The following is a 13,692-nucleotide window of genomic DNA, read 5'->3' as shown; positions in this document are numbered from 1 at the left end:
TGGCTTGGGAGAGGGGAGGGTTGCCCGTGCTCGTGGGAGGCCGGGCCGATGCCTGTGCTCCACCCGCGGGCGTGGTGCCCCGGGCTGGGGCCGCGCCCACTCGGGACGCGGACCTGGCGTTGGTGCCCGTGCCGGCCCCGGGCGCGCGACCGGCCCGGCTGGCGGCACCCAGGCGGCTGCCCGAACCCGCGCGGCTGTTGGAGCCCGCGCCCGGACGGCTGCGACTGCCGGTGCCCCGGTCGGCCCCGGGGGCGCCGCCCGTGGGGTGCGCATCCAGCTCCTCCGGGGACAGGCCCTCCACGGAGTCGATGAGCGCGTCGATGAACTCCTGCGCGTTCTGGTAGCGGTCTTCCTTCTCCGCGGAGAGCGCCTTGGCGAAGAACGCGTCCAGCTCCGGCGGCACGGGCGCACCCTGGCGCTTGGTGCCCACCAGGGGCACGGGTTGGGTGAGCGACGCGGTGAGCGCCTTGCGCACGGTGTTCGCGCCGTACGGAGAGCTGCCCGTGAGGCAGAAGTACAGCACGCCCGCCATGGAGTAGAGGTCGGAGCGCTGGTCCACGGACTCGCCGCCGGCCTGCTCGGGGGGCATGTACTGGGGGGTGCCCAGCACCTGGCCGGTGGAGGTGAGCTGCTCCTCCTCGTCCTGCTCCAGCGCCTTGACGAGGCCGAAGTCCAGCACCTTGACGAAGTCCTTCCCGTCGAGCGCCTGGACCATGATGTTGTGCGGCTTCAGGTCGCGGTGGACGCAACCCTCCTCGTGCGCGTGCGCCAGCCCCAGCGTGGCCTGCTCCAGGAGGTTGACGGCCCGGCGCAGGGTCATGGGACCCTCGCGCTTGACCAGCTCCTTGAGGCTTTCGCCCTTGAGCAGCTCCATCACGTAGTAGCAGGTGCCGTCCGCGGCGCGGCCGAAGTCGAAGATGGTGATGACGTTCGGGTGGCGCAGGCGGCTGGCGATCTCCGCCTCGCGGCGGAAGCGCTCGAAGAACTGGGGCGCGGCGGCGAGCGACGGGTTGAGCGTCTTCACCGCCACCGGGCGCTGGACGGAGGTCTGGGTGGCGCGGAACACCATGCCCATGCCGCCCTGGCCGAGGACGCTCTCAATCTTGTAGCGGCCATCCAGGACCTGGCCCAGGAGCTGGAGGCTCTGCGCCGCGCACAGGTGATCTTGACCGTCGGTACTTCCGCAATGGGGGCAGGGGGCGGCCATGGGTGGCGGGAGTATAGGCAAGCCGCGCGCCATGCCCAACCCGAGAGATGTGCCCCCTGGGCAGTCAGGCAGGCATCTGAGGCGTTCCCGTGGGGCCTTCCGGCTGCTATCTCCGCCCCGCCATGAGCCTCGTCATCGCCCAGGACATCAGCCTCGCCTACGGAAAGAAGGTCCTCTTCGATGAGGACAACTTCACACTTGGCCCCCGGGACCGGGTGGGGCTGGTGGGGGCCAACGGCACGGGGAAGTCCTCCCTGATGAAGATCATCGCCAAGGCGAGCCAGCCGGATGGGGGCACCATCCAGTACAGCCGCCGGGCCCGGGCGGGCTATCTACCCCAGGAAATCGCGGGGTTACCCGAAGGTACGGTGGTGGAGGCGGTGATGAGCACCGTGCCCGGCCGGGACGCGATGGAGTCGCGCCTGAGGGACACCGAAGCGGCCCTGGCGGCGGCCGTGGAGGAGGAGGACCAGTTGGAGCTGGCGCAGACGCTGGCGGACCTCCACGCGGAGCTGGACGACTTCGAGAACCGCTACGGCCGGCACCACGCCGAGCGCATCCTGAAGGGCCTGGGCTTCCGGGACGCGGACCTGGCCAAGCCGACGCAGGCCCTGTCAGGCGGCTGGCGGATGCGGGCGGCGCTCGCGGGCCTCCTGCTCCAGGACCCGGATCTCCTGCTCCTGGACGAGCCGACCAACCACCTGGACGTGCCGACCCTGGCCTGGTTCGACGGGTTCCTGCGCCGCTCCAACAAGGCGATGGTGCTCATCTCCCACGATCGCGACTTCCTCAACCGGCAGATCAACCGGGTGGTGTCGCTGGAGATGGAGGGGGTGCGCGAGTACACGGGCAACTACGAGGACTACAAGCGCCTGCGCGCCGAGGAGATGGTGCTGCTCCAGGCGAAGGCGGAGAAGGTGGAGCAGCGCCGCGCGGAGCTGCAGGGCTTCATCGACCGGTTCGGCGCGAAGGCCACGAAGGCGAAGCAGGCGCAGAGCCGCGCGAAGATGCTGGCCAAGCTGGAGAAGGTGCAGCTCCTCGAAGAGCGGCAGACGATGAAGTTCCGCTTCCCGGAGGTGGAACGCAGCGGCCGGGACGTGGTGCTGATGGAGGACATCACCAAGCGCTACGGCGCGCTCACCGTCTATGACGGCCTGAACGCGCGGCTGGAGCGGGGCCAACGCATCGCGGTTGTCGGCGCCAACGGCGCGGGCAAGACGACGCTCCTGAAGATGGTCGCGGGGGAGCTGGCCCCGGACACCGGCAAGGTGACGCTGGGGCACAACGTGGTGGTGGGCTATTACGCGCAGCACCACGCGGACAAGCTCGACCGCGACAACACCATCATCGAAGAGGTCCGGCCGCTGGCGGCGGACAAGCCGGAGAGCTACGTGCGCGGCGTCCTGGGCGCGTTCCTCTTCAGCGGCGACGACGTGGAGAAGCCCATCGGCGTGCTGAGCGGTGGTGAGCGCGCGCGCGTGGCCCTGGCGAAGCTGCTGCTGACTCCGTCGAACTTCCTCCTGATGGACGAGCCGACGAACCACCTGGACCTGGACTCGTCGGAGATGTTGATTGAAGCGCTGAAGCTGTACGGCGGCACGTTGCTGTTCGTGAGCCACAACCGCAGCTTCATCAACGGCCTGTGCACGCACGTCTGGGAGGTGGCGGACGGCAAGCTCACGTCGCATCCGGGCAACCTGGACGAATACCTCTACCACCAGGAGCAGCAGCGGCTGGCGGCGGAGGGCGCGGAGACCAGCACGGCCGGCGGCAAGGGCGCGGGGGCGGGCGCGGCGACGGTGTCGGAGAAGGAGCGCAAACGGCTGGAGGCCGAAGCGCGCCAGCGTCGCTCCGTGGTGGAGGGCCCCATCAAGAAGGAGATCGCGAAGCTGGAGGAGCGCATCGCGAAGGTGGAGACCGAGCAGAAGGAGCGCGAGGCGCAGCTCGCGGACCCGGTGCTCTACAACGACTTCGCCCGGGCCAAGCCGCTGATGGACGGGCACCGCGCGGGCAAGGAGGAGTTGGAAGACCTCTATGCCCGGTGGGAAGTGGCGCAGGAAAAGCTGGCGGCGGCGCAGGCCTGAGCCTTGCTGGAGGGAGGCGTGCGGGGGACCCTTCCGGACCCGTTGGAATGACAAGCTTCCGGGCCGTCTGGCGCCGCTCTGGCAGGGATTGAAAGGCATCCCGCAAGGCATTGGCCCGCGCCGCGCAATGAATATTCACTCCACTGCCAATCTGTTCTTTTTCACACAGAAGATTGGTAAGTCGCCGCGATGCACCGTGGTGATGGGACCGGGAAGACCCGGAGTGTCTGTAGTCAGGCTGGGGCGTACCTGACCCTGTTGTTGTACTGGAGCCAGCTTGTCAGTTGTAGCCCCAGCGCGGGGGGCCTCGAGGAGGGGGAAAGGTTCCATGGGGGCCCATGGGTAACCCAGACGGCCAGGCTCCAGGACACAAGTCTCCTGGAGGTGCCGTCCGATACGCTCGTCGCGAGTCCGGCACAGGCCTCCACCGCGACGACCCCCTATTCCACGGACGTGTCTGGTGATGGCGCTGCCTCCGTGTCGATTCCCCTTTGGGCTCCCGAGGGACGTGCTGGCCTCCAGCCCAACCTCTCCATCGCCTACAACAGTCGGAGTCCTGATGGGCCGCTCGGGGTGGGGTTCAACCTCTCGGGCATGTCCCAGATCACGCATTGTTCCAAGACCCTGACCCAGGATGGTGTGGTCCAGGCGCTGGACCTCGATGCCTCCTGGCGGGATGCGCGCTACTGCCTGGATGGGGAGCGCCTGGTGCTCGTCTCCGACCCGAACGGAACGGCGCCGCCTGAGTTCCGCACCGAGAATGACTCCTATGCCAGGGTGGTAATCGAGCAGATGGGGGCGGGAGCCGTGCCCCGGATCTTCCGTGCCTATACCCGCGAGGGATTGATCCTGACCTTCGGCGCCACGGGGGCGCGCTCGGATGGCATCTTCAGTGGTGGCGTGGGGGGGCCCATCGCCTGGGCCCAGACCGTCGTCACGGACCGTGCGGGAAACCGCCTGGATGTCTTCTATGAGAAGGGCGCCAATCCTGGCGCGCTGGGGGCTTGGATCCGGCCCGATCGAATCCTCTACACGAGCTTCGTCAAGCCAGGGGCTGGAGGCGTGGGCGATGAACCGGCGCTCCGCTCGGTGAAGTTCCGCTACCAGCCGAGGCCCGACGTCTTCCTGGGGTTCATCGCGGGGGCGAAGGTCCGCCGCGATTTCCGTCTGTCCTCCATTGAGATGCGTGGCCCGGATGCGAGTGGCGCGGAAGCGCTGCTTCGCACCTACACGCTCCAGTATTCGAACGGCAGCCTCAGCAAGCGCAGCCTCCTGTCCGAAATCAAGGAGTGCGACGGACAGGACATCTGCAATCTGCCGGTCCGCTTCGATTGGGAACCCGGCTCGTGGGAGTTCGATGACCAGGACGCGGGAGAGATCCAGCAGAACGTGACGGATGGGGGCCTGCACGTGTTCGGAGTGGGGGCGGGGCGCTATGCCCTGGGGTACCTGGACCAGTCCGTCAAGCTGTTCACCGAACAGTGCGGTTACAACGAGGCGCCCTGTTATGAGCGCTTCGACCCGCGCCTGAACCCCAGCTTCAACCGGGAGCACTGGCACGACGTCTTCCGGTTGCATGTCTTGAAGGACGCCGCGCTCAACCCGTGGCAGATCGAGTTCCCCTACGGAAACTCCACCTGGGACTCCCTGCTCTGCCCGACCCGGCCGTCGCTCCGTCCCGTCGTGGTCGACTGGGAGGGCTTCGGCAAGTCCAGCCTCGCGTCGTTCTCCTGTCGGGTCGGGGAGTTCACCGTCAATGGGTTGGACGTCCTGGAGACCCAGTACGGCTACCGCCACTCGGACCTCTATGACTCCGTCTGGGGCTCTTCCCGGAGCGTCTACTGGTTGGACATGAACGGGGACGGGCTCAACGACATGGCCTACATCGGCAGCCCTCCCCAGAACACGGCGGACCGGGTGGGCGTCAGGCTGGGCGGCAGCGGCGTCAAGCTCCAGACGGCCTCCCGGGTCTTCACCCGGCCGAGCTACGGCCTGCGCGCGGTCGACCTGGATGGCAGTGGTCGCATGAGCCTCGTGGGGCCCTCCGAAGCGGACCCGACCCACTTCACGTCGGTCAGTGAAGCCCAGAACAGCGGGGCGCTCGTGGAGACGCCGACGCAATTCACCACGCCGTTCTGGTTCGGCTCTCCCGCGGAGACGCCGCTCGAGAGCCTGTTCGACTTCGTGGACGTCAATGGCGATGGGCTGGCGGACGCGGTCTCGATGGGCCGTGACGGGACGACCTCCTATTTCCCGCGCGTGGAGGTCCAATACAACGACGGCAAGCGGGGAGCGGTCGACGCCACCGTGTGGAAGCGGATCGTGGTGACCGACCAGTACATCGACAAGCGCACGGGAGACTTCGACGGGGACGGGCGCACGGACATGCTGGTGGTCCTGCCGCACCGGGTCCTGCGCGTCGTGCGGGCCGGTTCCCTGGGCGAGTTCACGGAGCATCAGGATCTGTCGCTCGTGGCGGGTGACAACCTGAAGTGGCTGCAGGTGGCGGATGTCAACGGGGATGGTCTGCTCGACATCACCCGGAGGGTGGGGAACAGGCTTCGCGTGGCGGTGCGAAAGCACGGCTCGGATGTGCTCCTGCGGGTCCATGGAGGCACCCGGTTGCCGGATGGACAGGGGTTCTCCGGCATCAACCACACCTTCGAATACGCCTCGCTTTCGAGCCGGTGTGATCCGGCCGTGAGCAACTGCGACCCCCAGGCGACCTTGAAGGTCTACACGTCCAGCGTGAGCGACGATGCCGGGGTGCGCCAGGCGATGGAGTCGACGCGCGTGGTCCGCCGCATGTCCCTCAACCTTGGGGCGGAGCCGCAACGAAGCTGGCGGTTCTTCTACAAGGACGGGCGCCAGAGCGTGCGTGGGCACGGCTGGCTGGGGTTCGCGGAGCGCACCCGGATGGATGAACAGTCCGGCGAGGTCACGACGACCACCTACGGAAACACGCTCTACCCGCTCTGCACCGACCTGTTGGGGCTGTGCCTGCCGGGGCTGGCGCATCAGCCCCTCAAGGAGGTGTCGGTGATTCCGACCCAGCTCTCGGCCCCGCTCCAGGAGCAGCAGCGTCGGGTGGTGGAATGGAAGTACGCGCTGCAGCAGCCCTCCGTCGGGCGCTATCAGCGGTATGCCCGGCTCATCTCCGAGAAGACGGAGTTGCTCCGGCAGGGGCAGGCGCCCACCCCGCTCTCCAATTCCGAGCGGGTCGTGACGTTGGATGCCCATGGCAACACCCTCACGAGCATCCTTCGCGTGCGAGATGCGGACAGCACGCAGGAGGTCGCCGTTTCCACCTCGAACGTCACGAACAATCCCACCACCGGGTTGCCACAGGGCACCTGGAGGGTCACCAGGACCTGGGCGAAGTGCGGACTGACAGCTCCGGAGGTGGGCTGCGGAAGCGTGGATCCCCAGTCCACGCAGGTGATGGACTTCACCTTCGACGACAAGGGACGACTCAGCGTCAGGGAGCGCGAACCCGAGAGTCGTGAGGCGGCCATCCAGCCCCAGGTCTCCGAACTCTATTTGAAGACAACCCTCTCCTGGAATGACAAGGGGATGATGTCAGGCTTCACCCGCGAGGGGGGCGGTCAGACCCGGACAGAATCCGTCGTGTATGACGGGTGGGATCAGGTCTATCCGCGCCATGTGGTGGACAGCGCCGGGGGAGTGACCCGCTTCGCCTTCCACCCGGGACTGGGCGTGCTCGCGCAGACCGCGGACCCCAATGGGGCACGGACGCGCTATCAGTACGACGGCTTCGGGCGCGTCCGGGCGTCCGTGCCTTCCTACAAGGCGTCGGCGGCCGTCTGCAATCGCACCTCGCTCCAGCAACACTACGAATGGGAGAACGGGCTGCCCAGGGTCCGGACCTCACTCGTGGTCCGCGACACGGCGACCACCCAGGACTGTGACGGCGGCGGGGGGCAGCCCGGGGCCACCCTGGATGAGTCCTCCGTGCGGTTTGACGGGCTGGGCCGGCCGGTCCAGGAGAAGGTCCAGGGCTTCGAGCCGACCCGTCCATTCATCTATACGGACTTCAAGTACAACGCCCGGGATGCCGTGGTGTCCCACTTCCTTCCCCGCTTCCAGGCGGAGATTCCCGATTCGGCACCTGCCGCGACCGGGGTGATCTACGACAATCTGGAGCGGGTGACGTCCCAGACGATGTCGGGCGGCGGGACCCGCGGACTCGTCTATTCCGCGAGCGCCTACAGCACGGCGACGGTGCTCACGGACGCGGATGGCCGGAAGGGTCGGCGCATCGTGGATCAGCACGGGCTGCTCACCGAAAGCGTGGATGCCTTCAACAGCGCCCAGCAGGTGAGCACGAAATACCAGTACGGGGCGTTCAATCGCCTGGTGCGCATCGTCGATGCGAAGGGCTCCCAACTCAACACGACCTTCAACAGGCTGGGCCAACCGGTCCGTACGGAGGATCCCAACGCGGGCGTCCGCCTGCACGCCTACAATGCCTTTGGTGAACTCAAATGGGAGGCGGATGGCGAGGAGGGGGACGCCGGGCGAAGCGTGACCACCCACGCGTATGACGTCCTGGGCCGGGTGTCCCAGACCCAGACCCGGGTGGGGAGCGTCGTGAAGGAAACGACCCTCTATACCTGGGACACGGCCCAGAATGGCTTCGGGAAACTGGCCTTCATGAGCGCCGAACTGGTGGGGAGCCCGGTGGTCGCAACGGCCTATGCCTATGATTCCCTGGGTCGTCAGGTCTCCGTCTCGCAGCGGATTGGGGAGGAGGAGATCCTCACTGTCACCCAGACCCATGATGCCCAGGGACGGCGCGACTCTGTTTCCTACCCACAAACAGGTGATGGGCGTCAGTTCAAGATCAAGTATGACTACTCAGCGAAGGGGGACTTGATCGCGGTCAGGAACGCAGCGTCGGGCCAGGCGTATTGGACGGGGCTGGAGCGCGACGTCAATGGGCAGGTGACCCGCGAACGGCTGGGGCAGGACATCGAACGCGTCCGCCGCTACGACGTCCAGGGGCAGGTCCGCTTGCTGGAGGCGAAGCGGGGAGGCGTCAACGTCCAGCGTCTGCTCTATGAGTACACGCAAGGCGGAAACCTGACCGCACGTCATGACCACGTGCTGAAGTCCACGGAGAAGTTCGAATACGACCCGCTGGACCGGTTGGAACTCTGGACGCTGTATCAGCAGGACGGCGCCTGCCGGATGTCCACGAACAGGTACGTGTACGACGAGATTGGAAACCTCCTGGCGAGAAACATCGTCGCGGGGACCGGCACGTCGATGGTGTATTCGTACTCCGAGCCTGGCCTGTCGGGAGGGCCGCACGCGGTGAAGAAGGTGAGCCAGGGTGGGGACGTCCTGCGCTTCAATCATGACCGGAGGGGAAACCAGACCCTCAAGATGAACGGTCAGACGGGTTCCATCCTTCGGAGCGTGGAGTACACGAGCTTCGATCTTCCTCAGCGCATCCAGGAGGCGGGGAATGAAGTGGACTTCGTGTATGACGCGAAGGGTTCCCGCGCTCGCAAGCGCAGCTCGGGAGGGAGCGGCTCCTCCGAAGTCGTCTATCTGGGAAATGTCTACCAGCGACAGAACAAGACGACGCATGTCTTTGAGGTGCCCGGACCCGACGGCGTCGTCGCCGAAGTCGTGTGGCAGGACCATGTGTCGGAGGAGCGCACCCGCTTCTTCTTGAACGATCGGCTTGGCACTCCCGACACCCTCCTGTCTTCACTGGGAGGGGCCGCCGAGCGGCTCAAGTATGATCCGTTCGGGGCACGGAGGCGGGACGTCAACCTGACCGAACCGGCGACGGCGCCCTTGTCCGGTGGGCGCGTGGGCTTCACGGGGCACGAGCAGGATGACGAGCTGGGGCTCATCAACATGCGGGGCCGGATGTATGACCCCCGGCTGGGACGCTTCCTGAGCCCGGATCCCGTCTTGGCGGACCCGACCGGCAGCCAGTCGTTCAACGCCTACGCCTACGTCCTCAACAACCCGTTGCGGTACACGGACCCCTCCGGCTTCTCCCCGTACTATGTGTCGGGCTCCTATGGTGGGTCGGACATCGGTGTGGGCACGGGGGTAGGTCTGAGCCTGGCGACGGGGTTTGTCCCGTGGGCCGTCTCCAAGCTCCTGGGCTCGAGCGCTCCTGGCTCGGGATCGATCCGCACCGACGATGCCACGGCCGCTGTTGCACGGCACACCGTGGATGGTGGCAGCAGCTTGAGGATCCAGACCAGTGGGAGCACGGCCTCCGTCCTTCCCTGGGGGAGCGCGTCTGAAATCGCTGACTCCTGGATGAAGCGGGGCCACAAGCCCTACCGGCAGTGGCTCCTGGAGCAGATCCAACCTGGAAACTCCCGAGCCGTGAACAGCGGTCTGGCGCAGATCACCGTCGCGGTCGAGTTGTTCACCCAGGTCACGGATGTCCTGCGTCTGGGCGAGGGCACCGCGGAGGGTGGCTTCGGAGGCGTGGCCGAGGACGCGCTGCGGGTGGTGTCCCTCTACGGGGGCCTCTCCGGATTTGCGCTCAAGTGGGCACGCGGGTTGGGGTGGAGCCGTGCGACCACGGCCGCCGTCCCCGAAGCCGCGGTCGTGGCTCCCGCCGTGGGGTGGAAGCCCCTCCCGAAGGGACTCCAGATCCGCAGGATCGGGAAGCTCTGGGTGAAGCGTGTCGATCCCAACGCCACGGGGTTGATGCGAGCCTGGGGAGAGCACTCCCTGTCCTGTCAGGTGCGTGCCCTGACCCGGCTGCAGGAGATGGCAACGCCTTTCTCCTATAGGAACGGGCTGCTCATCCTTCAGGACGTGGGCCCCACCGCGACGCGTAGGACCTTCCTGAAGGCCTATCTGAAGGGCAGCAGGCGGATTGGATACGTGAACGATATCAAGCCCAGAAACATGGGAGAGAACGGACTCATCTTCGATCCCGCGATGGACTACGTCGACAAGTCACTGATCTATGGCGCGATGGGCGGCGCCGCGAGCACGGTTGGCTATTTGGGGTATCGCTATTATGAGGCGATGCAGATTTCCGCCGACTACGAGCGGATGCTGTTGGAGCAGGAAGAGGGGGATGTCCCATGATGTGGTTGGCAATCTGCTCGCTGGTCGTGTGGGTGGCGGCGGTGGTCGTCTGGAAGGGCAATTGGGGCGGAGCCTTCAGGATCCCCCTGGCCGCTGTCCTCCTCTTCATCGGTTTGACAGGGTTGGGCCTGGCCATTCTCCGGACGGTCATGGTGATTCCATGAAGCCGTCGAGCCGCGCGGCCAGAACGCGGAGCGCATTCGGGTGGGTCGAGTGTGTCCTCCTGGCGGTGCTCGTCCTGGGGGCCAGCCCTGCGCGCGCCATCTGTCCGAACCCGCCGCCGCCACCGACGGCGTGCTACAACGTCAATGGGTGCAAGGGGATGACAGAGTGCGACGAGCATCCTGTCTGTGGAGGTTTCTCGGGCGAGTCCAGGGTCGCGTGCACGGTGTGTGGCCAGACGGGCTACGTGACGTGTGATGCCGAGGGCAATCTGCTCCACGGGACCTGTTCAGCCTATGGCCCGGAGAAGTGCGATGGTTGTGACAATGACGGGGATTCGAAGATCGACGAGGGGCTCAACGACCTTCCCCTGACGGATGGAGCCTGCGACCCGCTGGCGAATGGCTGTGTCGGGACCCGCGTCTGCGCCGCGGGCCAGTTCTCGTGCTCCATTCCCCCGGGGACCCGTCGCTCTTGCACCGAAGCCATGTACACGTGTGAGAACGCTTCAGCGGCCTGTCGCGCGGATGGGACCCACTGGCCGTGCCAACCGGCGGTCGCGGGGCCCGAGCAGTGCAATGCGTGTGATGATGACCGGGATGGCGTCGTCGACAATGTCTGGGGGCAGGGGTCGGGAACCTTGACGCGCGAGTGCAGGAACTCCGAAGGGACGTGTGCGAGTTCGACGCAGACCTGCGAAGTCCATGCGAATGGCAGTGCGTGGGGACAATGCCAGGTCCCGGTTGAGACCTGTGACGGCACGGATGATGACTGTGACGGCCAGATCGACGAAGGCGACGTGTGTGCCCTTCAGTGCTCCTGCTCGTTGACCACCTGCGCGGCACAGGGCAAGAACTGCGGCTCGATTCCGGATGGCTGCGGCGGCGCGCTGAACTGCGGGACGTGCGACACCGGATCGTCCTGCGCCAACAACGTCTGCACCTCCTGTGTGCCGACGACCTGCGCGGCACAGGGCAAGAACTGTGGCTCGATTCCAAATGGCTGCGGCGGCACGCTGAACTGCGGGACGTGTGGCTCCGGATCGTCCTGTGCCAATAATGTCTGCACCTCCTGTGCGCCGACGACCTGTTTGGCACAGGGCAAGAACTGCGGCTCGATTCCGGATGGCTGCGGTGGGACCCTGACCTGTGGCTGGTGCAGCGGTGGCCGTGTCTGCACCGACAACGTTTGTGCCTTCTCCGTGGTCTGCCCCAGCGGGCAATACAATTGTTGTGATGGGACGTCGTGCAGTTCCGTCAAGGGATGCCCGGAAGTGTTTTGCAATCCAGATATGTAGGCTACTGGATGTCGAAGGTCTTCCGGACCGGAGCGCCGCCGCGCTCAATCTGCAACTCGATGCGTCGGGCCTCCCTCAGGCTCGTGAAGGCTTCCAGGGCCTTCTCCGGGCCGTCCAGGTCCAGCCCGTTGATGCGCTGGAGCACGTCCCCGTTGCGCAACCCCAGCCGCGAGTAGAACGAGCCGTCCTTGATGGAGAACAGCTTGAAGCCCACGGGGCGGCCGTCCTTGAAGGCAGGGACCACGCGGGCCTCCATCGACAGTTCGCCCAGGTGCGCAAGCGCCTCCGTGACGTCCTCGCGGGGGATGACGAGGGAGTCCGGTCCCGTGGCCCGGATGCCCTTGCCCAGGCCGGAACCTCCCGGCATCGCGGCGCCTGGATGGGCATTCACCGGGGTGGGGCCCGCGCCCGGCAGGGCCGCGCCGTCGATGTATTCGAGCCGCCCGTCGACCACGAGCAGGATGCGTTCCCGTTCGATGGCGAAGACCCGGGCGCCCTTGAAAGCATCACTGACCATCAGGCTGCGAGCGACACCTCCTGAAAGTTCATGGATGGAGGCCATGGACCACTGTGGATCCTGCGCGACCAGCGTCCCGAGCAGTCGCAGGGGCAGCGTGCTCCGGGGAATCCTGGGGCCCGGGTCCACCTCCATCGGTTGTGCCACGGGAACCGGAAGGGACATGCCGGTGAGCCTTGCCAGGAGGCCCGGGTCCAGCGCGGCCTCTGAAGGCGAGCGCAATGGCAGCCGTACCGTGATTCCGCTGTCCCGAGGCGCTGGCGTCAGGACGCCATTGAACACCTGATTCACGATGAGCGCCGCTGTCAGCGCGCACGAAAAGACAAGCAGGGCGAAGCCGCCCTGCACGGACCTGCGCATCCCATGGTTCACGAATGCCTCCCTCGGCGAAACGCAGGAGGCTTGAGCAAGACGAGGGCCAAGGGCCCTGGCAGGCACGTCCAGGACGCAGGTGCCGCGCGGTGAGGCCCTGGCGCGGACGCCTTGTCAGGCCTCGTGGCGTCGCGAAGGACAGCCTGTCAGGCGCGGCACGGGGCTACTTGAACAGCTTCGACAGCAGCCACACCACGGCGGACTCGGTGGCGCCGGTGTTCAGGTACTGGGACCTGCGGCTCGCGGACTCACTGGCACGTGCCTTCGTCAGTTCACCGGCGTAGGGCGCGGAGCCCTCCGGAGCGCAGCTTCCACAGAACAGCCGCTCCTCCCAGACGAACCCGTAGCGCGGCTCCATCCTGCGCCCGCAGGTCGTGCACGCGGGCTCGTCGCCCAGCAGCACCTTGGGCCGCAGGTTCATGCCCTGAGGCGCGGGGATGTACTCATGTTCGAAGTCAGCGGCCTGGATCTCCGGCGCGTGCGCGTCCGGTGCCCGGGGCGCCGGTGTCGTCACGTTCAGGAGCCGGGCCACCTCTTCCCGGTCCATCGCCACGCCCCGGCACTTCACGCAGACGTCCACCGTCACGTCCCGCAGCTCCACCGCCGACAGCGGCGCGCTGCCACACCCGGGACAGGTGGGCGCCCGTCGCCCGCAGGACGGACAGCCCGGGACGTACTGGAGCCCCGCGTCACAGCCCCGGCACCGCCCGGGCCTTCCCTTCGCCTGCTCGAACACGGCCTCCATCACCGGACCGGTGACGACCTTCCCCAGCGCCTCCGCGTCGAGCCAGCCTGCACCGCACGCACCACACTCGTCGCGCGCCAGGCCCCGGGCGTAGGTGCTGAGCATCGTCGTCTGGCAGTAGGGACAGGGACACGGCTGCATGGGCCCCCAAGCCTAGCGGTTCTTTCCTGGAAGAGGGACCCCCAGGGTGGGGGACCCGCGCCTTCAGCT

6 protein-coding genes are annotated in these 13,692 nt (G+C 66.8%); 2 read left to right on the top strand and 4 right to left on the bottom strand.

Features of this window, described 5'->3' with window-relative positions; all coding sequences use genetic code 11:
* The coding region (locus tag D7V88_RS30365) for a serine/threonine protein kinase (protein WP_279636099.1) at nt 1-1,207 on the bottom strand (1,207 nt) is incomplete at its 3' end.
* 122 nt (nt 1,208-1,329) lie between these two features.
* On the opposite strand from D7V88_RS30365, the gene D7V88_RS30360 reads away from it, so the two are divergent.
* Both D7V88_RS30360 and D7V88_RS30355 read left to right on the top strand, forming a co-directional pair.
* Complete coding sequence (locus D7V88_RS30360; RefSeq protein WP_120544116.1) at nt 1,330-3,291, top strand: ABC-F family ATP-binding cassette domain-containing protein; 1,962 nt, start codon at nt 1,330-1,332, stop codon at nt 3,289-3,291.
* A gap of 189 nt (nt 3,292-3,480) precedes the next feature.
* A complete protein-coding gene (locus D7V88_RS30355; RefSeq protein WP_120544115.1) occupies nt 3,481-10,389 on the top strand; it encodes an RHS repeat-associated core domain-containing protein in 6,909 nt (2,302 codons plus the stop codon).
* 972 nt (nt 10,390-11,361) lie between these two features.
* Here D7V88_RS30355 and D7V88_RS42670 read toward each other — a convergent pair.
* The 3 genes from D7V88_RS42670 to D7V88_RS30340 all read right to left on the bottom strand — a co-directional run bounded on the left by D7V88_RS42670 (nt 11,362) and on the right by D7V88_RS30340 (nt 13,623).
* The gene (locus D7V88_RS42670) at nt 11,362-11,811 is read right to left on the bottom strand and encodes a hypothetical protein (protein ID WP_147448924.1); all 450 of its coding nucleotides are present in this window, start codon (nt 11,809-11,811) and stop codon (nt 11,362-11,364) included.
* Nucleotides 11,812-11,849: 38 nt separating this feature from the next.
* Entirely contained in the window at nt 11,850-12,737 is an 888-nt protein-coding gene (gene gspC, locus D7V88_RS30345; RefSeq protein ID WP_147448923.1) for a type II secretion system protein GspC, read from the bottom strand.
* A gap of 163 nt (nt 12,738-12,900) precedes the next feature.
* Entirely contained in the window at nt 12,901-13,623 is a 723-nt protein-coding gene (locus D7V88_RS30340; protein ID WP_120544112.1) for a zf-TFIIB domain-containing protein, read from the bottom strand.
* Nucleotides 13,624-13,692 lie beyond the last annotated feature (69 nt).

Origin of the sequence: Corallococcus terminator, from assembly GCF_003611635.1 — a bacterium.
Taxonomy (GTDB): domain Bacteria; phylum Myxococcota; class Myxococcia; order Myxococcales; family Myxococcaceae; genus Corallococcus; species Corallococcus terminator.
The sequence above is the reverse complement of the archived record's forward strand: the minus strand, read 5'-3'. Positions and strand labels throughout refer to the sequence as shown.